Origin of the sequence: Pseudoalteromonas sp. NZS71_1 (assembly GCF_015864305.1) — a bacterium.
Taxonomy (GTDB): Bacteria; Pseudomonadota; Gammaproteobacteria; order Enterobacterales; family Alteromonadaceae; genus Pseudoalteromonas; species Pseudoalteromonas arctica.
The window spans coordinates 384,777-407,663 of the sequence record NZ_JADYXM010000003.1; the positions used below are offsets into that span (position 1 = coordinate 384,777).

A 22,887-nucleotide genomic window follows, 5' to 3' on the forward strand; every position below is an offset into this window, starting at 1 on the left:
GGCTTATTGTTTTTAGTTAAATGGCTGTTGCTAAATAGCAACAATAACACCTCCCCAAATTAAGCTTCTTTCGCTTTATATTGTTTAACTCATTGTTTTCAAATAATAAATAAAAAGTGGCACCGAAGTTGTAATACCTAGAGTGTATTAAGCAAAACGTGATGAAAGCCAAAGGCCTTAATCGCAACAACCCAATGAAGGAATACTATTATGAAAACATTTCAATCAACACTAGTACTAATGGCGCTAGCTTCTTCATCAGCGGCTTTTGCAGCAACAGATTTTGATACGCTAGACGTAGATGGTAATGGCGCAATCAGCCAAGCCGAAGCTTCAGTAGATGCTGAGCTTTTAAGCAAATTTGAAGAACTCGATACAAACCAAGATGGTGAGCTATCTGAAGATGAGTTTTCTAAGGCCTAAAATTAAAGCCTTAAGCAGTTTAAGCAGTTAATGCTCTGTAATGTTATCTAAATTCTGAGTTGCCAAAGACAACCTAAGTAGGCAAGGGAGCCTACTAAAAAGAATAACCAGGAAGTGACTAGAGAGCACTATAGAGCAAATTTATTTAGGACACCGCATACTTTTGAAGGATTAAATTATGAAAAAGCTACAATCAACATTTGTACTTATGGCTATTGTTTCTTCGTCAGTAGTATTTGCAAACACAGACTTTGAAACACTCGACGCAGACGACAACGCTTCAACTAGCCAAACTGAAGAATCGGCGCAAGTGATAGAGCAATTTGACGAGCTGAATGTTCAAAGTAGCGGTGGTCCGACAGAAAATGATTTTTTTGAATATTAATTTATAAACACTTTACTCCTAAAGGATCTTTGAAAAGGACTTCTTACCTCTAATCAGGTCACCCCTAATCAGGCTCAAAGCCTAAGGAAACGATTATGAAAACACTACACAAAACTTTAGGGCGTATTGATCTTTGTGGATTGAAATTTGTTCAATCTAGGGGAGATTAAATCGCGGCGCGAGGTTTGTAACCTAGTGGGCTAAGTAAAAACCGAGCAACAAAGAGTTAATCGTCCCTAGAAAGAACCCAAAGGGCAGCGCATGTTTGGTATTTATGCTGCGTTATCGCCTATTTATGGGGAATAACCACACTACATAGGCTCTGCCTTGCCTAAAAACCAAACATACTGCTGCAAATTCACCCGCCAAAGATCAACACGCCCTACCACTTGTAGCCCTTGCTTCTTCTTCAGCGGCGTTTGCTGCGGTAGATTTTGATTCTTTTGATACTGATGGCGACGGCGTAATTAGTAAAACAGAAGCCCAAGTAAACTCGCAACTAGTACAGCTTTTTGATCAATTAGATGCAGATGGAAATGGCGAATTATCTAAAGAAGAGTTTTCGAAGGTTCAGTAACAGGCTCTATATTTAAGTTAGTCGTAAAGCCTTACCAGTCATACTCACAAAGCAGCTAAGTAATTAATACTTAGCTGCTTTTTTGTGCATTTAATTTAATATATTACTTTTTAGTCACCAAAGTAGTGCAAAACACGAGTTTGAATATCATTAAGTTGCTGATTGTTAGGTTATTTTATTGTTGGTTTTAAACTTGCAAATCTATTTATAACTTAGGTCAATGAGTATTTAAAATGGCGCGAATGAGTTATATCAGTAGTGTTGAGCGCTACCACGAATATGAGCATGTAATACACAGCTTACTTGAATCTATTTTGATGAGTATTGAGGATGGGTTAACTAAGGAGCGTGATACCCGCTACCTGATTAAGCAGTACCCATTTTTAGAATTACAATATTGTTTAAATGCAGAAGGTTTGCAGCAGGGTAATAATGTCTGCTTTAAACGGGCATATAGAAAAAAGCTAGGTGAAAGTGGTAATCAACAAGATTTAAGCGAGCGCCCCTATTTTTTGAACGCTAAAACAAGTGATAGGGTGTGCTTTACTGATCCCTACATTTCTATAGCGACTAACCATTTATGTATATCGGCGATTAAAGAACTAAAAAAACCAATTAATAATCAACATTACTTGGTCGTTGATGTGAGCTTAACGCAGCTTATTGAGTTTGTAATGGGTGATACTGCGCGCGCTAATATGTCGCCTTACTTTAAAGCGGGTTACGGTATTATTGTTGCGTGCTTATTTTGCTTAGTATTATTTTTACTGAATATCGTTTTTAATGATATATACGCGCTATTAACCCATGTAGATACCTCATCAGACCCACTTGAACCCTTTAGTATCATTATTTACATCACCCTAGCATTAGCAGTATTCGATTTAGGTAAAACAATACTCGAAGAAGAAATCCTTATGCATAAGGATATTTTTAGGCACTCATCTACGCGGCGCACTATTACACGGTTTATATCTACCGTGTTAATTGCTATATCAATTGAGGCGTTGTTAACTATGTTTAAAGCGGCGTTGGGGCAATCGGAGTATTTAATGCCTGCAATAGCGATGATGCTTGCAGTAGTGGGGCTTTTAATTGCACTAGCTATTTATGTTTATTTAGGAGCAAAGGCCGAAACGCTATTAATGCGGGCTCGTTTAAAACAAAAATCCTCCAAGTAGGAGGATTTTTATATTACATAACTATTAATAGTTATTTATTGTTTATCTTGCGCGCGTTTGGCTTTAAAGTCAGACTCGCTCGTCCACTTTGGCCAATCGCCATTGTTTGCAAGTTGAGTGGCTATATCAACAATAAGATCTATATCTTGCTTAACACCACCTAACGACCAATCAGCAGAGTAGTCGTCTGCTTCTTTATGGTACTTATGCGCAATGTACTCAGGATCGGTATCGCCCAGGCTCATAAATAATAAACTAGGCACGCCTTGCTTAGAAAGTGAGAAATGATCAGATCTAAAAAACAAGCCATTTTGCGGGCGAGGATCCATTTTAACAACACGGCCTTGTGATTTTGCAGCCTTTGCTAAATAGTTTTCCATTGTCGATAAATCTTTACCGTATTGTAAAATGTAGTCAGTGCCATCAAGCACGTTCATGCCATCAATATTTAATAGACCGACCATTTTTTTTGTAGGTACAACCGCACCCGATGCAAATTCTTCAGAACCAATTAACCCCGTTTCTTCTGCTGTAAAGTTAGTAAAAATAATTGAGCGTTTAAATGGTTTTTGCTTGTTCATTTTGCTCATGATGCGTGCTATTTCAAGCGTGGCTGCAGTGCCTGAAGCGTTATCTACTGCGCCGTTATAAATCTTAGGGCCAGTATCCGTTTGTTTAGTACCAAAGTGGTCCCAGTGAGCGCTAATAACAACGTATTCGTCAGGTGATTCGCTACCTGTAATTTGTGCAACTACGTTATGCGATTTTGCATGAGATACTTCGTTTTTAAAGGCAAGGTTTGCTTTTAAGTTGAGTGGCGTCGCTTTAAAGTCATCATTTAATGCTGCTTGTTTTAAATCTTGATAGTTAAGCTTTGCGGCGTTAAACATTTTCTCAGTCGCATCAAGTGTTAGCCAGCCCATAACCGGTAATTTAGACGCGTTTAAATTGTTATCCATTAACGTGTATTTAGTGCCGGTGTTTGAACTTTCAACTACGCCCCAAGGGTATGCCGCAGGTGCTGTTTCATGAACAATAAATACAGCCTTTGCACCTTGGCGAGCGGCTTCTTCATATTTATAAGTCCAGCGACCGTAGTAGGTCATTGCATTACCAGTAAAAAGGGCATTGTTTTGAGTAGCAAAGCCTGGATCGTTAACTAGCACAACCACTGTTTTACCCGTTACATCAATATTTTTATAGTCATTCCAGCTATATTCTGGCGCATTAATACCGTAGCCCGCAAATACAACGTCAGAGCTTCTTACATCAATTAATGGCTGAAGTTGCTCGGTACGTGCGGTAAAGTCTTTGCCTGATTCAAAGCTCAAATCACCTACCTTTAACTGCATGTCCTGATTAGCTGTCACCATTGCCATTTTTACAGGCTGTAAGTATTTACCTTTATAAGCACCGGTTAAACCCAGCGCTTTATATTGCTCGCTTAAGTAGCCTACTGTTTTCACTTCGCCATGAGTAAGCGGGCCTCGGCCTTGAAAGTCATCAGAGGCTAGCGTTTTAATATGCTGTTTAATATTGCTAAGGCTTACACCGGCTGTATTTTCTAATGGGGTTTGTTCGCTTGCAGGCTCTGAGCAGCCAAAGAGTGCAACTAGCAGGCTTAGGCTAGCGCTTTTTAAAAGAGTAGATGCCATAGTCTTCATATTGTTATTTAATTAGGCTTTCAATATAAAGGAAGCACCGCAGCGATGTCGAATTTTTATAGAGAACTTTTCATTCAATTGCAGATTGATTTTATAAGGTGTATAAATAACGAACAACCTAAAGGAGCACATAATGAGCCAATGTAAAAAAAGTGGGTATTTATTTATAGCGAGTGGCATTGCATTTTTTGCTGCTGCAATATTAGCTGAGCAGGAGACATTTTTTGTGCTGTCTGCTTCTTTTATAATATTGGGCACTATAAGTATAAAAAAAGCGGCTTAATAACCGCTTAGTTTTTTAGCTAAATATAAAGCTTAAATACAATACTTGGCACTAAAAGCAAAAAACCAGCATTAGCTGGTTTTGTAGTATAAGTTGCAGTTAGCTTTATGCGTCTGCAAGCTTTACGCGGATCTTACTTTTATCAACAGTAGATTGGTTAAGTGCTTTAATGGCGCTTTTACTTTCTATGTCGTTTGGCATTTCTAAAAAGGCAAAGCCTTTAGATTGGCCAGTTTCTTTATCAAGTACCAAGTTGCAGGTAGTCACTTTACCGTGCTCTGCAAATAAAGTACGAAGCTCATGCTCAGTGGTAGCACGAGACAAGTTACGAACTAATAGTTTCATAATGAACCTAAATAATTATGTCAGTACTAATTATCTCAAGTAACTCAGCTTTAACCTAATTTTATTTTAAAACATATATAAATAAACGTTCTATAGGAATAATTGTTTGTATCACACTGAAAAAACATAGCTTTTATAATTTTAAATGGATTGCCATTAAATTGGTCATGTTAATTGGTAATTGAGTTGTGGTTATTTGCATAGTTAATTGGTAAGTTTATGTTTTATTAACTTACTATTAACTATAAAGCTAACAATGCCTAAATATAATCTTAAACTGCGTAATGTAATTACAACCGCACTTCTATCTTGTTTAGTTGTTGGTTGTGGCAGCTCTGGCTCTGATTCTACGGTGCAAAATAATGAAGCGATTACTTTAAAAACTCCAGCAATAATTGGTGGTAATAGCCGAGGCGAAGTTATTAGTGATAGTAATGATGCAATAACAGGCTCATTAACCATTACTGATCAACAATCCGGTGAGGCTGCTTTTATAGCACAAGAAAATAGCGCTACAAGCTATGGTTTTTTTAGCTTAAATGCTGGTGGATATTGGTCATACACACTTGATGATTTAAATGCTTCAATAGCATCTTTAAGGGAAGATGAAACACTGCAAGACACAATAACAGTAAACTCTTTAGATGGTACTGGCGCACAAATTATCATAACAATTGTTGGTGCACCAATAACTCAAGCTGATGGCTTTGAGAACATCTCGCACGTGTTATTGCAATCAGATGGCGTAGATTCGGGACTTGACGCATACACACTTATTGAAAATATATTCGGCGAAGGGTCAATTGAATCTCCAGACTTATACGCTGGCAATCATGAAAGTGTTGTCCATATTATCGAAGGTACCGATACGATAATTGGTAACCATTTTGTATTTTTAGCCCACCGAGATGATGACCAAGATAAAGACAAAGGTGCAAGTGACAGGCAACGCAACGAAATAAAAACCTACGATAAATCACCGCAAGAAACACTGGCGTTTGAGGGGGAGACATTTCAATATAGCTGGAAATTTAAAGTAAGTAGCGAGCTTGAGCTTACGAGTAAGTTTAGCCATTTTTTTCAAATAAAAGCCCGTAACGAAAGTAACGACAACACCAATGGTAATGACGATCAGCCTATTATCACTCTCTCAGGTGCACAAAAAAACAGTACAGGCAATCAACTGCAAGTGCGGTATAGCGCAGGCTTTGACGAAAACGGTAACAGCACGGGTCTTGATAAAAACTTAATTGAAACCGACTGGTCTTTAATTACAGATGAATGGGTCGAGGTATTTGTACAAGCTACATTTAGTGAAAGTGGTAAGCTTGATATGACATTAACGCGCTTAAGCGACAACGCAGAGATATTTAATATAAGCGAGCAAAACATAGATATGTGGCGCGGCTTTAATGATGATGATTTTGCTCGTCCTAAGTGGGGAATATACCGCTCAATTGTTGAAACCGACAGCCTTCGAGTTGATGAAGAACGTGTTAGGTTTGCTGATTTTTCTATCACAAGAGGTAAGTTAGCGCAGTAAGCTATTTTATCAATTAGCATGAAAAAGCCGTTAATAATTATGCATTATTAACGGCTTTTTTTATTCTTTGATAAAAATAGTTATTTTACTTCTTTGCCCGCTGCTTGTTGATCAGCATGGTAGCTTGAGCGTACAAACGGACCTGAAGCCGCGTGAGTAAAGCCAATTTCGTCTGCATACGCTTTTAAGCCGTCAAACTCTACTGGTGGCACGTAGCGTTTAACCGGTAAGTGATGCTTAGATGGTTGTAGATATTGGCCTACAGTTAGCATGTCAACGTTGTGTGCACGTAAATCGCGAAGCACTTCTTCAATTTCGCTAATTTCTTCACCTAAACCTACCATTAAGCCTGATTTAGTTTTAACTTCTGGGTGAGCTTCTTTAAAGCGGCGAAGTAATTCTAATGACCATTTGTAGTCAGCACCTGGGCGAGCTAGTTTGTATAAACGTGGCGCAGTTTCAAGATTGTGGTTAAACACATCTGGTGGTGTCTCGATTAATATCTCTAATGCGCGGTCCATACGACCACGAAAATCAGGTACTAAAATTTCGATAGTGATAGTTGGATTATGTTTACGAATCTCGCGAATACAATCGGCAAAATGCTGTGCACCACCATCACGTAAATCATCACGATCAACTGAAGTGATTACAACGTAGCTTAGCTTCATATCTTTAATAGTAAGTGCTAGCTTTTCAGGTTCAGTGGCATCAGGTTTTAATGGGCGACCATGGGCAACATCACAAAATGGGCAACGACGAGTACAAATAGCACCTAAAATCATAAAGGTAGCTGTACCGTGGTTAAAACATTCAGACAGGTTAGGGCACGAAGCCTCTTCACATACCGAGTGTAAGCCATGCTTACGTAGCGCTTTTTTAATGCCGTCAATGCGATCGGTTGATTTAGGTAAGCGAATTTTTAACCATTCTGGCTTACGCAACATTTCAGTTTTTTCTGTAGGTAAAACTTTTACTGGGATCAACGCCATTTTTTCTGCGTCGCGTAGTTTTACACCTGGTTCCATTTTGACTGGTTTATTCATTCGTTTTCAAACCCTTCAGTATGCTTAACCTGTGTTGCATTAAGCTTCTTGATCATGTGTTTCACCAATCCTTCACCTGCACTTTCTAGGTTTTGAGGACCATCTAATTCTCTAGTTTGCACCATATTCATGCCCGCATAACCACATGGGTTAATGCGTAAAAATGGACTTAGGTCCATGTTAACATTTAATGCTAAGCCATGAAACGAGCAACCACGACGAACCCTTAACCCAAGGGATGCAATTTTGCTGTCGTTAACGTAAACACCGGGTGCATCAGCTTTAGCATAAGCTTCAATACCATACTCGGCGAGTGATTCAATAATGCACTCTTCAAGCCATGTAACCAGTTCACGTACACCAATCTTTAAACGACGTAGATTAAATAATACATACATCATTTGCTGGCCAGGGCCGTGATAAGTTACTTGTCCGCCACGGTCAACTTTAATCACCTCAATGTCGCCAGGAGCTAGTAAGTGTTCGTCCTTACCAGCCTGACCTTGGGTGAATACACTCTCGTGCTCTACAAGCCAAATTTCATCTGGCGTATTTTCATCACGGGTGTCGGTAAAGTCCTGCATTTTTTGCCAAATTGGCATATAACGCTGACGACCCAGTTGGCGTACGATCAAAGTGTTTTCGTTCACAACAAATCTCAACTATGGCTTAAAGCATGTGGCGTACGTCATCAATATTGCTGATCACGTTGTAAATTTCTTCAATGTGTTTGCCACTAGTAACCGTTGCTACAAGGCTTACTGACTCGTAATTACCTTTGCTGCTTGGTTTTACTTTAGGGGCGTAATCGCCAGGTGCTATTGGTTGTAACTTAGCTAAAATTTGATCAGTTAAGTTTACATTAGCTAAACCCATTATTCTGAATGTAAATGGGCAAGGGTACTCTAGGTACTCATCAAATTTAGTATCTTTAACAGGTTGAACCACGACGGTGACTCCTCATACAAAAGTGTGGACTCTATGCAAGCTTGAAGCTTAATACAGATAGGCAATTAGCAGTCTTGCTTATATGGGGCGCATTCTAACATTTTTCAAGCAAAAAAAAACGCCTCACAGTGGAGACGTTTAAATTAGTTACCCTAGTTAATAGGGGAGCTATAAATTACTGCATGATCTGTAAACGTAAGTAATCATAAATTTTGCTAAAGAAGCTGCCTTCTTCCACTTCTTCAAGTGTTACTAGTGGGTATTGAGCAATATCTTCGCCCTCTAGTTGTAAGAATAACGTACCTACTTTAGTACCTTTAGCAAGTGGTGCTTCAAGTGTGTTATCTAGCTCAAAGTTAGCTTTAAGGTTTTTATGCTGACCACGTGGGATAGTAATCGGTGTATCTTCTAAAATACCTAAAGATACATTTTCTTTGTTACCCATCCAAATACGTTGTTCTGCAAAGCTATCGCCTGCTTTGTACGGAGTAATTGTTTCATAAAAACGAAAACCATAGTTAAGTAGTTTTTTACTTTCTACTTTACGAGCTCGTTCGCTGGTAGTACCCATAACAACAGCAATTAAACGCATATCGTTTTTAGTTGCTGAGGTAACTAGGCTGTAGCCAGCTTCTGATGTATGACCAGTTTTAATACCGTCAACATCTAAGCTTTCGTCCCACAATAATGAGTTACGGTTATATTGCTTAATGCCGTTATAAGTAAACGATTTTTGCTTATAAAGTGCATATTCATCTGGCACATCACGAATAAGTGCAGCACCAAGTGTCGCCATATCGCGAGGCGTTGTGAAGTGCTCGTCAGTATCAAGGCCGTGGCTGTTGATAAAGTGGCTGTTGCTCATACCTAATTTAGCAGCATGGGCATTCATTAAATCAGCAAATGCGCTTTCGCTTCCAGCAATATGCTCAGCCATTGCAACACATGCATCATTGCCTGATTGGATAATAATACCGTGGTTAAGCTGATCAACGCTAATTTGTTTACCTACTTCAATAAACATCTTTGAAGATTCTGGAAAGTTTTTAGCCCATGCTTTTTCGCTTACCGTTACCATATCGGTAGTGGCAATATTACCTGCTTTAATTTCAGTACCAATTACATAACTGGTCATCATTTTAGTTAAACTTGCAGGTGCTAGCTGTGTATCGGCTTCACCTTCAGCAATAACTTTACCTGTTGTAAAGTCGACTAAAAAATAACCTTTTGCATTAACTTGAGGTGGTGCCGGAATAATTTGGGCGCTGGCTGAAAATACGGCGGCTGTACAAACTAGGCCGCATACACCTTTGAGGATTTTATGTTTAATAGATTTCATCATACTCATTAATGGTTAAAGTTAAAGATTCGCGTTACGCCATTTTATACCCAAACCAGCCCAAGATGCGAGCATTCTGGGGTAGTTTGGGTATTAGTCTTACTGAGTGTAAAGCAAGAACGCGTTTTGAAATTGATTTTGTTTTAATTTTTTTAATACTTCGTCTGCATGAGGGGTGTCTTTTATTGGCCCTAAATGCAGTCTGTAAATGTCGTCTTTTTGAACGATATTTGTTGGTAATTTGTATTGCTCTCGCAATGTGCTGGCAAGCGCTTCAATATTAGCAAGTGTACTACCTGCAGCTACCTGAATATAGGTTTGACGCGCAGTTGCGCCCGCAAGCGTAACGGCTTCTAGCTTAACCTTTGCTGTACCATGGGTGTAATAGCCAAGCTTGTAAGCGGCTGCGTACGAAAGGTCAATTATTCTATCGTCATGAAACGGGCCCCGATCGTTCACGCGAACGATTACCGATTTACCATTTGCTGTATTGGTTACTTTAACAAAGCTAGGTAGTGGCAGCGTTTTATGCGCTGCGGTCATGGCAAACATATCATACGTTTCACCATTTGAAGTGTGATAACCATGAAATTTACGACCATACCAAGAGGCAATGCCTTCTTCACTAAAGCCTGTTTCATCAAGCATGGGTGAATAACTTTTACCAAGCACTGTATATGGGCGACTAGCGCTGGCGCTTTTAGTTACTTCGGTAACTATAGCGTCTTGCATCTCAAGTGTAGTCGGGGCTCTAAGTGGTGCTGCATCATGGCGCATGCTATAACGGCTACTTGAGCCGCTACTACATGCACTTAAAAGCAAAATTAATAACGTGGTAAATATAAGCTGGTTAGTGTGTCGCATTATTTTAAAAGCATCCTTTTATCTGTTGCGATTGACATAATAATGCCAAATCCTGCCATTAACGTCACCATCGATGTGCCACCATAACTAATCAGTGGTAAAGGTACGCCTACAACAGGTAATAAACCCGATACCATGCCTATGTTTACAAATACGTACACAAAAAAGGTGAGGGTGAGTGCGCCTGCGAGCAATTTACCAAATGCATCTTGTGCATTAACAGCAATGTATAAACCACGGCCAATAATAAATAAATAGAGACTAAGTAAAACACATACGCCAAATAAACCAAATTCTTCGCTTAAAACCGAAAATATAAAGTCGGTGTGGCGCTCTGGCAAAAATTCTAATTGCGATTGCGTACCAAGCAGCCAGCCTTTACCTTCTATACCGCCTGAGCCAATAGCAATTTTAGATTGAATAATATGATAACCCGAACCGAGCGGATCGCTCTCAGGGTCTAAAAAGGTGAGTACACGCTGCTTTTGATAATCGTGCATACCGTAGTGCCAAAATGGCCATGCGGCAAGCGCTACTATAGAGCTTAAAAAGCCGATTAAACGCCAACTTAATCCAGACAAAAACAAAACAAATATACCTGAACTTGCAATAAGTATAGCGGTACCTAAATCGGGTTGTTCTTTAATTAATAATGTAGGGAGCATTACAATCATAAAGCCAATAATTAAGTGCATTGGCCGAGGAGGTAAGTGATTTCGCCCTATATACCAAGCTACCATCATGGGGACTGCCAGCTTCATTAATTCTGCAGGTTGAAACCGTGTCACCCCTAAATCGAGCCATCGCTGTGCGCCTTTTGAGCTTACGCCAAATAAAAGTACACCCACTAGCATTAATAAACCAACGCAATAAAGTGGGATCACTAAACGCTTTAATGTGGCAGGCGAAAACTGGGCCAAAACAACCATAGCAACAACCGCACCGCCCATACGAGTCATGTGCCTAATCATCATTGAAGAGTCTTGGCCGCTTGCGCTGTAAACAACCATTATGCTACCAGCCATCATTATGAGTAATGCAATAAGCAGTGGTAGGTCTAGATGCATACGCATCCAAATAGAGCGTTTATCGTGCAAAGCGGTCATGGTGTATCGTTCCTTGCAAGATTAACTGGATTAGCTGCAAAGTAGTAATCCATAAGTTGGCGAGCAATTTGAATACCGCCGTGGTTGTTTTCTAATACAACAGAAACCACAATTTTAGGATCGTTGTAAGGTGCAAACCCTACGTAAATTGTGTTGTCACGCTGGCGCTCTTTAAGCGATTCTGCATCGTAGCGTTCACCTTGGGCAATACTAACTACCTGTGCAGTACCCGTTTTACCAGCCGAGTCGTAGTTAGTGCCTTTAAATGCTTTGTGCGCTGTGCCTGATATTTTTTGAACTGTATTATGCATTGCATCTAACGATACCTGCCAATGGCGTGGATCTTTTAAAATAACAGGAGGTTTTTCTTCGTTGTTAATTTGCGTTATGTCGCTATCTTTTTTTATTACTTGCACCAAATGAGGTGGATGATTAATACCACGATTAACTAATATGTTAGTCGCATTTGCAATTTGAATTGGTGTAGCAGTCCAGTAACCTTGACCAATACCTACCGAAATAGTATCACCACGCCACCAAGACTCTTTAAAGCGTCCTTCTTTCCATTCTTTTGAAGGTAGAATAGCAGTAGTTTCTTCATGAATATCAATACCTGACAAATCGCCGTAGCCAAAACGGGCCATAAAATCACTGATTTTAGTAATGCCTAATCGATAAGCCGCATCGTAAAAATAGGTATCGCACGACTCTTCAATCGCCTTGTATACATCCACATGACCATGGCCCCAACGTTTCCAATCTCGCCATTTGTGTTCAACATTTGGAATTTGAAAAAAACCAGGATCCCACATTGATGTTGATTCATTTACTATATTTTCTTCAAGTGCTAATACAGCCATTAAGGGTTTTACCGTAGAGGCAGGCGCATAACGACCTTGCGTAGTACGGTTTATTAACGGACGGTCTTGGTTAAGTAACGCTTTATAATTTTTGCTGCTAATGCCGTGTACAAATAAATTTGGGTCGTAACTTGGGTTTGAATAAAGCGCCAGCACGCCACCATCTTTTGCATCCATCACTACAACAGCGCCACGCATATCTTTAAGCCCATGCTGTGCAATTTGTTGCAAGCCAATGTCTAAGGTAAGTACTAAATCGCTACCAGGTTGTGGCTGGGTCATGCTTAGAGTGCGAATTACACGGCCACGGTTATTAACTTCTACCCGTTGTGAGCCCACTTTACCGTGCAATGTCTCTTCATAGTATTTTTCTAATCCGAGCTTGCCAATATCATATGTAGCACGGTAATTGGTTGCACGATCTTCTTGTTCTAATTGGTTTAGCTCTTTTCTATTAAGTTTGGCAACATATCCAAGCGCATGCGTTAGCGTGTCGCCAAATGGGTAGTAGCGAGCCAGACGTGCCTCAATACTAAAACCAGGAAATTTATGCTGATTAACCGAAAATTTCGCCACTTCTGTTTCGTCTAAGCGGGCTTTTAATACTTGTGATTTAAAACGACGGGTGTGTTTTATATCTTTTAAAAAGTCTTGTTTATCTTGCTCTGTAATCGCAATTATTTTACTTATTTGATCAAGCGATTCGTCAAGGTCATCTACCTCTTCGGGGATGACTTCAAGGTTGTAAACAGGTTTGTTTTCAGCAAGTAGCACACCGTTACGGTCGTAAATTAAACCACGGTTGGGTGCAATAGGAATAACTTTAATGCGGTTATCGTTGGAGCGGGTTTGGTAGTCTTGGTGATCTTCTACCTGAATAGTATAAAGATTAGAAAGTAATACAGCGACTAATCCTAATACAAAAACAAAACCCACGAATGCTCGCCTAGCAAATAAGTTTGCTTCTGCGGAGTGGTCACGAATAGTGGGTCTATGTTTTAGCATGGCAAGGGGTTACTCGCGATGATAAGGATGGTTGTTATTTAAGCTCCAGCCTCGGTAAAGGCTCTCTGCAACAATTATACGCACCAAAGGGTGCGGCAATGTTAAATTAGATAACGACCATTTTTGCTCAGAAGCTGCAATGCACTCTGGAGCAAGTCCTTCAGGTCCGCCAATAAGTAAACTTACATCGCGGCCATCGAGTTGCCATTTTTCCATATTTTTAGCAAGTTGGTGAGTATCCAGCGCTTTCCCTGTTACCTCTAACGTTACAATACGATTGCCTTTTGGAATAGCCGCTAATGTTTTTTCACCTTCAATGTGTAAAATACGTTTTATATCTGCATTTTTACCACGTTTTCCGGCTTGAATTTCAATTAACTCTAGGGCCATATCTTTAGGGAAGCGGCGCTGATATTCTGCAAATCCCGTTTCTACCCATGCTGGCATTTTAGTACCAACAGCAATCATTTGTATTTTCACGTATTACTTCCAAGCATTGTCTAAAATGAGTGAGCGTTTAGCCCCACAGTTTTTCTAGATCGTAATAGCTACGTGCTTCGTTTTGCATCACGTGTACAACCACATCACCTAAATCAACCAGTGCCCATTCGCCGTCGCCTTCACCTTCATAACCTAATGGCTCTGAATCTGCATGACGCGCTTCTTTTGCTAAGTGATCGGCAATTGACTGTACGTGGCGTTTAGAAGTACCAGAACAAATTACCATGTAATCTGTGATATCTGATGTTCCAGTAACGTCAATATGAACGATGTCACGCGCTTTCATATCGTCAATTTTGTCCATAGCAAAGGCGAGTAGTTGTTTTGAATCCAAGGTTTTGTCTCAATTTAAAAATTTAATGGCGCGCATTTTAACACGCTAGGAGTTTTTAAGCATCAATTTGATAGAGCTGATGCACTTCTATGTAATGACTCACTGCATCGGGCAATAGTTCATTCTTTTTATTACTTTTTTTCAGTTGTTCGCGAATGGTGCTTGAGGCCGCATCGAGCATTTCGCCCGGTAAAAAATAAAGTTTACCTGCAAGTGAGTGTTTAAGTGCCGCTACTTCGCCGGCATTTGCGCGTTGCATATAGCTTTTGAGCTCACCTGTTACAGTGCAATGTTGAGCAGGGCGCTGGTACACCACAATATGGCAAAGCTGCGTTATTGCCTTCCACTCAAACCACTTATCTAGGTTGTTAAATGAGTCCATACCAATTAAAAATAAAATAGGTGTAGTGGGGTGCTCTTTACGAAGTTCTTGTAAGCTTAGCAACGAATACGATGGACCGGTTCGATTAAGTTCTCTTAAATCGAGTTCAAAATGAGGATAAGGTGCAATAGCTGCGTTGAGCATATTAATTCGGTGCTGCGTACTAATACCCGGAGCTGCTTTATGTGCAGGTAATGCACAGGGCATAAAATAAAGCGTATCCAAATTAAACGCATTTACGCATTGCTGCGCCATATTTAGATGGCCTAAATGGACTGGGTCGAAAGTGCCACCAAAAATTGCGATCATTTAACACCCATTAGCTATTTATTAATTAACCGCGTGGCACGGCATAGGAATGTTGAGCGGCTGGCAAAATTTAATACAAATATGAGCAAGCGCTTGGTAAGGTGCAATTAAATTACCTTGCTTGTAACTGGCATCAAACAACGCAACATCACTGTTTATTTGTTCTAGTGTATGCATGTTTAAACGGTTAATAGCATTTTGAACTGGACCTTGTTGGTTTTTCCAAATTGCTTTTTGTTTAAATAAATTAGCGATAGGTTCGCCATTCAGTAAACCAAGTTGCACACTTATAAGTGTATTAAGCTCTTTGGTTATAGCCCACAAAATACTCACCACTTCGGTGTTATCGCTGGCAAGTTTGTTTAATACTTTTATAGCTTGTTTGGCGTGACCATTTAATAGCGCATCGCTTAAATCAAAAATATCAAACTTGGCTTGGTTTAACAGACCTTGCATTACTAATTGCTGAGTAATTAATGCATTGCCGTGCAGTAGCGAGAGCTTTTCAAGCTCCTGAAAACAGGCTAACAAGTTGCCTTCGGTGGCATTTATTAAGCTTACTTTGGCGTCGCTTTGCATATTAAGTGATAAACGTTGGCATTGCTCATCAAGCCATCGTTTTACATGAGAGCCCGTAAGCGGGTAGCAAGGTACAAATACACCTTGCTTATCAAGAGCTTTAAACCATGCTCCACGTTGTACTTCTTGGCTGGCTTTAGCGCCTTTAACAATTAAAATAGTATCGGGATTAACCAGCTCAACTACTTTTTTAAAGGTGTTGCTGCCAATAACGCCTGGCTTTTGTTGGTTTAAATCAAGCTCAATAATAGTGCGGGCGCTAAACAGCGACATACTTTGGTACTGGGCTATAATTTCTTGCCAATCGAATCCTTGCATTAAAGTAAACTTAATTACTTCATCAAAACCTTGTTGCTTAGCACTGTCGCGAATTTGTTGTACGCACTGCGCTTCTTGAAAAGGCTCTTCTCCAAATACTAAATAAAAGGGCTTTAGCCCTTTATTTAATTCACTCGGTAGTTGATTAGCGTAGCAGCGCATTATAGTTGCGACAGCTCTCTAACAATACGACGACTGGCTTGCTCACGAATTTCGCTAATAAGTAGCTCAAGCTCTTTTGCTTTTGCTAATGCATGATCCGGATCATCTTGGTAATTACGATAAAGCTCAAAACGTTTTTCTATCGCTTTTTCACCAGGGCGTTTAACTACATACGATACGCCATAAGCGAGCTCGTATTCAGCAACTTGGCCGTTTTGGAACAGCGAAAGTGTTTGGCGTTCAATGCTTTCTTTGCGTAAATACAGTTGGGCTTTATCTTTAGCTGACGATACTAACTCTACGTTACTCGCTTTAAGCTCTTTTTTAAGCTCAGTGAATAAAGTCGATTTTTCGTCATCGCCTACAAGTGTTAGCTGTTTTAAGTTATCAGGCAGGCTAGAGGCTTTTTTTAAATGAAAGCCACAGCTTGATAACAAAAAACAGACTAGCACTAAGGCTAGTCCATTTTTAATGGCGTTAAATGCAGCCATATTAGTTAGCTACCACGTTAAGTAGCTTGCCTGGTACGTAAATGATTTTACGAATGGTTGAGCCATCAGTAAATTTAGTTACGTTAGATTCTGCAAACGCAAGGGCTTCTACTTGCTCTTGAGTTGCACCAGCTGCCACTGTTAACTTAGCGCGAAGCTTGCCGTTTACTTGTACGATGATTAGTTTTTCATCTTCAACAAGTGCAGACTCGTCAACTTTTGGCCATGCAGCATCTAAAATCTCGCCTTTTTTACCAAGCTCTTTCCAAAGCTCATGCGATAAATGCGGAGTAATAGGTGCAAGCATAATAACTAATGCTTCAAGTGCTTCGTTAGCAATCGCTACATCTTGTTTGTCGCTCAGTGGTGCTTTTAATAACTTATTAGAAAGCTCCATAATGGCTGCAATAGCGGTGTTAAAGGTTTGACGACGTTCAACATCATCAGTCACTTTAGCAATTGCTTTGTGTAAGTCGCGACGTAGTACTTTTTGCGGGTTAGTTAGCGCTGATTTATCAAGTGCTTGGTAACCTACTGTTTTAACGTCTACCGCGTATTTCCATACACGTTTTAAGAAACGATGTGCGCCTTCAACGCCTGAGTCTGACCATTCAAGCGTTTGCTCTGGTGGTGCTGTAAACATCATGAATAAACGCACTGTATCTGCACCATACTGGGCAATTACATGTTGTGGGTCTATACCATTGTTTTTAGACTTAGACATTTTGCTCATGCCTGATGAGAATACCGGCTCGCCGTCTTCCTTATGCCATGCTTTAGTAACGCGGCCTTTTTCGTCGGTTTCGGTGTTTACATCAGTTGGCGAAATCCAAATGTCGCCGCCTTTTTCATCTTTACGATAAAATGTTTCAGCAAGTACCATACCTTGACAAAGTAAGCGGTCAAACGGCTCGTCTGAATTAACTAAACCAAAGTCACGTAATAATTTATGGAAAAAGCGTGAGTACAATAAATGTAAAATTGCATGCTCAATACCACCAATGTATTGGTTTACTGGTAACCAGTAGTTAGCAGCCGCTGGATCTAGCATGCCTTCGTCGTAGCGTGGGCTACAGTAGCGTGCGTAGTACCAAGACGATTCCATAAAGGTGTCAAACGTATCAGTTTCGTGAAACGCAGGTGCGCCATTTACTGTTGTTTTAGCCCACTCTGGGTCTGCTTTAAGTGGTGAAGTTACACCGTTCATTACCACATCTTCTGGTAAGCGAACTGGTAGCATATCTTCTGTTGCAGCAAGTTCTTTACCATCTTCATCGCTAAGCATTGGAATTGGAGAACCCCAATAGCGCTGACGGCTCACACCCCAGTCACGCAGGCGGAAGTTTACTTTACGCTCACCAACACCGAGTGCTTCTAATTTATCGGCAATCGCTTTAAAACCAGCTTCAAAATCAAGGCCGTTAAATTCACCCGAATTTACAAGTACGCCTTTATCGGTAAATGCTGATTCTTTTAGGTTTACTTCAAGATCTGAACCTTCAGCAGGCGCAATGACTTGTTTTATATCTAGGCCGTACGCTGTTGCAAACTCAAAGTCGCGTTGATCGTGTGCAGGTACTGCCATTACAGCGCCTGAGCCATAATGCATTAATACAAAGTTAGCAACCCAAATTGGTACTTGCTCGCCCGTTAATGGGTGAGTGGCGTAAAAGCCTGTTGCTATGCCTTTTTTCTCCATTGTTGCCATGTCTGCTTCGGCAACTTTGGTGTTTTTGCATTCTTCAACAAACATTGCAATAGCATCGCTATTTTTAGCGGCTTCTTGTGCAATAGGGTGACCACCAGCAACAGCAACATACGTAACACCCATAAAGGTATCTGGACGTGTTGTGTATACGCTAAATGTTTCGTCGTTATCGGTGCGTTTAAATTCAATATCACACCCTTCAGAGCGGCCAATCCAGTTGCGCTGCATTGTTTTAACTTGCTCTGGCCAATCTTCTAACTTGTCTAAATCGTCAAGTAGCTCTTGTGCGTAGTCGGTAATTTTAATAAACCACTGTGGAATTTCTTTTTGCTCAACCACAGCGCCTGAACGCCAACCGCGACCATCAATAACTTGTTCGTTAGCAAGTACAGTTTGATCCACTGGATCCCAGTTAACTGTCGACATTTTTTTATACACTAGGCCTTTTTCGTAAAGCTTAGTGAAAAACCACTGCTCCCACTTGTAGTATTCTGGATGACACGTCGCAATTTCGCGATCCCAGTCATAACCAAAACCTAATTGCTTAAGTTGGGTACGCATGTAATCAATATTTTCGTATGTCCACTTAGCTGGTGCTGTTTTGTTTTTAATAGCAGCGTTTTCTGCAGGTAAACCAAACGCATCCCAACCCATAGGTTGCATTACGTTTTTGCCTTGCAGGCGCTGGAAACGAGAAACAACATCACCAATGGTGTAGTTACGCACATGACCCATATGCAGTCGACCACTCGGATAAGGGAACATAGAAAGGCAGTAATACTTTTCTTTGCTCTCATCTTCAGTGACTTTAAATACCTGGTTTTCTTCCCAGTAGCTTTGTACTTTTGACTCTATATCTTGCGGGTTATATTGCTCTTGCATCTATGGTTCCAGACTTCTTGCAAACTAATAAAAAATTGCCGTTAGGATACCCCAAATAAAACACTATTCACAGCGTCAAAAACATGCTTTTATTAAATTGTAACTTTCAGTGCAGGTTAACCTGCCTTTTTATAGTGTGGTTAGCTAAAGACATAAGTTACAGACTGATTTAACAGCAATTTTGAAGGAGTAAAAAATGACTGATTACAAAACATGGCTTAGCAGTTTTACCCATTGGATAAAAGATGTGAAAGAGCATGGTTTAAAAGATGTGGTTTCTGGGTTTGTTGAATCTGAGCAGGCGCTTAAAGATTTAAGTCAAGAAAGATATGAGCTCTACAAAAGTTATTTAAAGAATGATATTGAACATATAGTAGAGAACGAATCACACTATAATTCGCTTGCATGGCAAGAGCTTAAAGAGTCTCTTTGGTTTGAACTTTCGCACATAGAAGATAAAACTCAACTTGAGTGGCAATCTCTTAGCCAAGATTTTAAGCACAATGGTGTGTATCACGCAGGCGAATGGATAGCCATGGGCACATTAGTATGTAAGAATTGCACCCATAGTTACGATGTTTATCACGCTACACAAATTACACCGTGTATTGAATGTGATGGAATCTATTTTAGTCGTAAGGCACTGCACCCTTAAATATAAGTATTAAGTGGCTGCGGGCCACTTAATACGCCCAAAGGCCAGCGAATATGCTGGTAAAAAAAGAAGTTAGAATGACGAAAAAATTGCTGCCACTATCTGTTTCAAAGCTCGCACCGAGTATTTCTACTAATCACGTAAACACGTGTATGAACAATCCATACCCAGAGCAACTTACGTTTATAGGCCAACAACGCGCCCAAAGTGCTTTAGATTTTTCATTAGGGATGGAACTGCCGGGTTACAACGTTTATGTAATGGGCGAGGCCGCTCACGGGCGCTTTACGCTTGTTAAAGATAAACTTAAACAACACGCAAAAGACCGCTCAACGCCAAACGAATGGTTATACGTAAACAATTACGATGACCACAGAGAACCTATTGCGCTGTTTATGCAACCAGGCCAAAGTAAGCAACTTAGTGACGATATAGATTCATTTTTAGATGAAGTACTCGACACCTTTCCTGCGGCATTTGATAACCCAGCGTATCAGCGTAAGAAAAAATCAATCGATCGTGAATTTAACGATGCCTACGACAGTGCTATTACCGCAGTAGAAATTGCGGCGTTTGAGCAAAGCGTTGCATTAGTTGAAGAAAAAAATTCAGTAGGGTTTGCACCACTTGTAGATGGTAAACAATTAAGCGACAGCGAATTTGGCGAACTTGAAGAAACGTTACGTGAAGAGTTTTTTGAAAAAATTGAAAAGCTAGAAGATGCATTAATAGAAGCGTTAATAGAGCTGCCACGTTGGAAACGCGAATCAAAAGAAAAACAACGCAACCTTAAAAAATCGACTGCTGAGCAAGCCACTAAACCACTTTTAAAAGACTTAGAACATAAATATGCCACGCATATTGGTGTACTGCGCTATTTAAAAGATATACGCGTTGAAATTATAGACGCGGTACTTGAATGGCTAGATGACGAAGATGAAAGTGAAGAAAGCAAAGAAGACTTTGATCGCAAAGGCATGCTTACCGACTTTTTTGCACCTAACATTTTAGTTGAGTTTAAAGAAGACGACGCAGCACCGGTTGTGTACGAGCCCAACCCAACGTTTGGCAATATATTTGGCAAAATTGAGTATTCAACATCTCAAGGCTCTTTAATTACCTGTTATCGCTCAATTCAGGCTGGTGCATTGCATCGTGCTAATGGCGGCTATTTAATTATGGACGCTGAAAAAATCATGGCAAACCCACAGGTGTGGGATGGTTTAAAACTCGCGTTAAAAACACATCAAATTAAAAACGACTTACCGTATCAAGACAGCACAGTAGGGACTAGCTTTACACTTCGCCCGCAGCTTATACCGCTTGATGTTAAAATTATTTTATTAGGTTCGCGCGAGTTGTACTACACCATAGGTGAATACGATGAAGAATTTGCAGAGCTATTTAGAGTATTAGCCGACTTTGATTACTACTTGCCAAGTAGCGATAAATTGCAATACCAGTTTATTACTAAAGTAACCGAGTATTGCGAGCAAACATTAAAGTGCACTGCAACGCAGGCTGCTATGGTGCGTTTACTTAAATTTAGTTACCGCCAAGCTGAGCATCAAAATAAATTATCAGCGCGTTTTGCTGATGTACTTGAACTTATTGCAGAAGCCAGTTACTACGCTAAACAAGACAAATTAGCCGTTATTGACGCGCACCATATTGACGAAGCCATTGGAGGCAAGCAATACCGTACCGGCCAAATTAGCGAAAATATGCTCAGTGATATAAAAGAAGGTCACACACTTATTGCAACCGACGGCCAAGCCATTGGTAAAGTAAATGGCTTAACCGTATTACACATTGGCGATACCTCATTTGGTACCCCTGCGCGTATTACGGCAACGGTTTATGCTGGCGCCGATGGCGTAATAGATGTTGAACGCGAAGCTGAGCTTGGTAAAGCAATTCACTCAAAAGGTGTTATGTTGCTTACCGGTTATTTAGGTAATAAATATGCGCAGCACTTTAGCTTAACGCTTAGCGCTAATATTGCCATTGAGCAAAGCTATGGTTACATAGATGGCGATAGCGCATCTTTAGCAGAGCTGTGTGCGCTTATTTCGTCTATTACAAGCCTACCTATTAGCCAATCAATTGCGCTTACAGGCTCTATAAACCAACACGGCGATGTACAAGCCATTGGTGGCGTAAACGAAAAAATAGAAGGCTTTTTTAAACTGTGTAAAATGCGTGGTTTAACAGGTTCGCAAGGCGTTATCATTCCTAAATCAAACCAAGTTAACTTAGTGCTTGATGACGAAATACTTAATGCGGTTGAAGCGGGTAAATTTAATATTTACGCAGTTGAAACCGTAGACCAAGCGCTTAACTTGTTAATGGATATAGAAGCTGGCGATATTATTGATGACCAGTATCCAGAAAACTCAGTAAACGGTATTGCACTTGCTCGCCTCAAAGAGATTGCCGACATAGTAAACGGCGATGATGACGAAAAAGACGAAGAGCTAGACAACGAAAAAGGTGAATGATGATTAATATAATTTTGGCGGTAGTTATCGCCATTTTTTGTTTTTTAATATTTCAAAATAGTAAAAAAGCAAAACAACAAGCAGGCATAAATGCACAAATAGGTGCAGACTATTTAGCCGCTAACGCAAAGGTAGAAGGCGTAGTAGAAACGACTTCTGGCTTGCAGTATAAAGTAATCCATAAAAGCGAAAACGAAAACACACCAACCCCAAAAAGTATGGTTAACGTGCATTACCACGGCACACTAATCGACGGCACTGTGTTTGACAGTTCAGTAGAGCGTAAAACACCGATTAGCTTTGGTTTACACCAAGTTATTAAAGGTTGGACTGAGGGTTTACAACTTATGAGCCCCGGCGATAAATACACGCTATATGTACCGCACCAATTAGCGTACGGCGAAAAACGTGTAGGGAGTATTCCTCCTGCCTCAGTACTTATATTTGAAGTAGAGTTACTGGCAATTGAGTCTTAGTGATCAAATAACAAGGAAGT

The 22,887-nt window shown here is 40.2% G+C and carries 23 protein-coding genes and 1 pseudogene; 9 read left to right on the plus strand and 15 right to left on the minus strand.

Translation table 11 applies throughout. From position 1 onward, the window contains the following. Nucleotides 1–210: 210 nt before the first annotated feature. The 4 genes and pseudogenes from I6F43_RS07070 to I6F43_RS07085 all read left to right on the plus strand — a co-directional run bounded on the left by I6F43_RS07070 (nt 211) and on the right by I6F43_RS07085 (nt 2,566). Nucleotides 211–423, plus strand: a complete 213-nt coding sequence (locus I6F43_RS07070; protein WP_007585535.1) for a calmodulin — start codon at nt 211–213, stop codon at nt 421–423. Nucleotides 424–601: 178 nt separating this feature from the next. Continuing rightward, nucleotides 602–808: a calmodulin gene (locus I6F43_RS07075; protein ID WP_197101603.1), complete on the plus strand. Its 207-nt coding sequence runs from the start codon at nt 602–604 to the stop codon at nt 806–808. Nucleotides 809–1,190: 382 nt separating this feature from the next. Next, nucleotides 1,191–1,385, plus strand: a pseudogene (locus I6F43_RS07080) (EF-hand domain-containing protein); the annotation flags it as partial. Nucleotides 1,386–1,618: 233 nt separating this feature from the next. Then, on the plus strand, nt 1,619–2,566 hold the full coding sequence (locus I6F43_RS07085) for an EAL-associated domain-containing protein (RefSeq protein WP_165725690.1): 948 nt from the start codon (nt 1,619–1,621) through the stop codon (nt 2,564–2,566). A gap of 35 nt (nt 2,567–2,601) precedes the next feature. Here the strand turns inward: I6F43_RS07085 and I6F43_RS07090 are convergent, their stop codons facing one another. Further along, a complete protein-coding gene (locus I6F43_RS07090; protein ID WP_165734803.1) occupies nt 2,602–4,221 on the minus strand; it encodes a M28 family metallopeptidase in 1,620 nt (539 codons plus the stop codon). Between the two features lie 142 nt (nt 4,222–4,363). Here I6F43_RS07090 and I6F43_RS07095 point away from each other — a divergent pair, with 142 nt between their 5' ends. Beyond that, nucleotides 4,364–4,513 (plus strand): hypothetical protein, encoded by a 150-nt coding sequence (locus I6F43_RS07095; protein ID WP_007585545.1) that lies wholly within the window; start codon nt 4,364–4,366, stop codon nt 4,511–4,513. 105 nt (nt 4,514–4,618) lie between these two features. Here I6F43_RS07095 and I6F43_RS07100 read toward each other — a convergent pair whose 3' ends face one another. Then, a complete protein-coding gene (locus tag I6F43_RS07100; protein ID WP_007585551.1) occupies nt 4,619–4,858 on the minus strand; it encodes an RNA recognition motif domain-containing protein in 240 nt (79 codons plus the stop codon). A 256-nt stretch (nt 4,859–5,114) separates the two neighbouring features. On the opposite strand from I6F43_RS07100, the gene I6F43_RS07105 reads away from it, so the two are divergent. Continuing rightward, a complete protein-coding gene (locus I6F43_RS07105; RefSeq protein ID WP_197101605.1) occupies nt 5,115–6,401 on the plus strand; it encodes a VCBS domain-containing protein in 1,287 nt (428 codons plus the stop codon). 80 nt (nt 6,402–6,481) lie between these two features. Here I6F43_RS07105 and lipA read toward each other — a convergent pair whose 3' ends face one another. From lipA to leuS, 13 genes are all read right to left on the minus strand, one after another. Continuing rightward, nucleotides 6,482–7,447, minus strand: a complete 966-nt coding sequence (gene lipA, locus I6F43_RS07110; RefSeq protein ID WP_002958515.1) for a lipoyl synthase — start codon at nt 7,445–7,447, stop codon at nt 6,482–6,484. Further along, complete coding sequence (lipB, locus tag I6F43_RS07115; protein WP_197101607.1) at nt 7,444–8,097, minus strand: lipoyl(octanoyl) transferase LipB; 654 nt, start codon at nt 8,095–8,097, stop codon at nt 7,444–7,446. The genes lipA and lipB overlap by 4 nt, the downstream gene beginning before the upstream one ends. A gap of 19 nt (nt 8,098–8,116) precedes the next feature. Beyond that, the gene (gene ybeD, locus I6F43_RS07120; protein WP_002958517.1) at nt 8,117–8,395 is read right to left on the minus strand and encodes a DUF493 family protein YbeD; all 279 of its coding nucleotides are present in this window, start codon (nt 8,393–8,395) and stop codon (nt 8,117–8,119) included. A 175-nt stretch (nt 8,396–8,570) separates the two neighbouring features. After that, a complete protein-coding gene (locus I6F43_RS07125) occupies nt 8,571–9,734 on the minus strand; it encodes a serine hydrolase (RefSeq protein WP_010554697.1) in 1,164 nt (387 codons plus the stop codon). A 99-nt stretch (nt 9,735–9,833) separates the two neighbouring features. Beyond that, nucleotides 9,834–10,598, minus strand: a complete 765-nt coding sequence (locus tag I6F43_RS07130) for a septal ring lytic transglycosylase RlpA family protein (protein WP_010554698.1) — start codon at nt 10,596–10,598, stop codon at nt 9,834–9,836. Then, nucleotides 10,598–11,704 carry a rod shape-determining protein RodA gene (rodA, locus tag I6F43_RS07135; RefSeq protein WP_007585558.1) on the minus strand — a complete coding sequence of 369 codons (1,107 nt, stop codon included), beginning with the start codon at nt 11,702–11,704 and terminating at the stop codon, nt 10,598–10,600. Before rodA ends, I6F43_RS07130 begins: the two co-directional genes overlap by 1 nt. Next, a complete protein-coding gene (mrdA, locus tag I6F43_RS07140; protein ID WP_033012431.1) occupies nt 11,701–13,569 on the minus strand; it encodes a penicillin-binding protein 2 in 1,869 nt (622 codons plus the stop codon). Before mrdA ends, rodA begins: the two co-directional genes overlap by 4 nt. 9 nt (nt 13,570–13,578) lie before the next feature. After that, on the minus strand, nt 13,579–14,049 hold the full coding sequence (rlmH, locus tag I6F43_RS07145) for a 23S rRNA (pseudouridine(1915)-N(3))-methyltransferase RlmH (RefSeq protein WP_007585562.1): 471 nt from the start codon (nt 14,047–14,049) through the stop codon (nt 13,579–13,581). A gap of 37 nt (nt 14,050–14,086) precedes the next feature. Beyond that, nucleotides 14,087–14,404 carry a ribosome silencing factor gene (gene rsfS / locus I6F43_RS07150; protein ID WP_007585564.1) on the minus strand — a complete coding sequence of 106 codons (318 nt, stop codon included), beginning with the start codon at nt 14,402–14,404 and terminating at the stop codon, nt 14,087–14,089. Between the two features lie 55 nt (nt 14,405–14,459). Next, the gene (nadD, locus tag I6F43_RS07155) at nt 14,460–15,095 is read right to left on the minus strand and encodes a nicotinate-nucleotide adenylyltransferase (protein ID WP_024609291.1); all 636 of its coding nucleotides are present in this window, start codon (nt 15,093–15,095) and stop codon (nt 14,460–14,462) included. A 21-nt stretch (nt 15,096–15,116) separates the two neighbouring features. Next, complete coding sequence (gene holA / locus I6F43_RS07160; protein WP_010554702.1) at nt 15,117–16,154, minus strand: DNA polymerase III subunit delta; 1,038 nt, start codon at nt 16,152–16,154, stop codon at nt 15,117–15,119. Beyond that, nucleotides 16,154–16,645: an LPS-assembly lipoprotein LptE gene (locus I6F43_RS07165; protein ID WP_010554703.1), complete on the minus strand. Its 492-nt coding sequence runs from the start codon at nt 16,643–16,645 to the stop codon at nt 16,154–16,156. Before I6F43_RS07165 ends, holA begins: the two co-directional genes overlap by 1 nt. A gap of 1 nt (nt 16,646) precedes the next feature. Then, nucleotides 16,647–19,235 (minus strand): leucine--tRNA ligase, encoded by a 2,589-nt coding sequence (gene leuS, locus I6F43_RS07170; protein WP_007585573.1) that lies wholly within the window; start codon nt 19,233–19,235, stop codon nt 16,647–16,649. Nucleotides 19,236–19,431: 196 nt separating this feature from the next. Here leuS and I6F43_RS07175 point away from each other — a divergent pair, with 196 nt between their 5' ends. The 3 genes from I6F43_RS07175 to I6F43_RS07185 all read left to right on the plus strand — a co-directional run bounded on the left by I6F43_RS07175 (nt 19,432) and on the right by I6F43_RS07185 (nt 22,867). Further along, nucleotides 19,432–19,890: a zinc ribbon-containing protein gene (locus I6F43_RS07175; RefSeq protein WP_007585575.1), complete on the plus strand. Its 459-nt coding sequence runs from the start codon at nt 19,432–19,434 to the stop codon at nt 19,888–19,890. Nucleotides 19,891–19,967: 77 nt separating this feature from the next. Then, entirely contained in the window at nt 19,968–22,391 is a 2,424-nt protein-coding gene (locus I6F43_RS07180) for a Lon protease family protein (protein ID WP_231614036.1), read from the plus strand. Further along, the gene (locus I6F43_RS07185; protein WP_007585579.1) at nt 22,391–22,867 is read left to right on the plus strand and encodes an FKBP-type peptidyl-prolyl cis-trans isomerase; all 477 of its coding nucleotides are present in this window, start codon (nt 22,391–22,393) and stop codon (nt 22,865–22,867) included. Before I6F43_RS07180 ends, I6F43_RS07185 begins: the two co-directional genes overlap by 1 nt. Nucleotides 22,868–22,887: the final 20 nt, after the last annotated feature.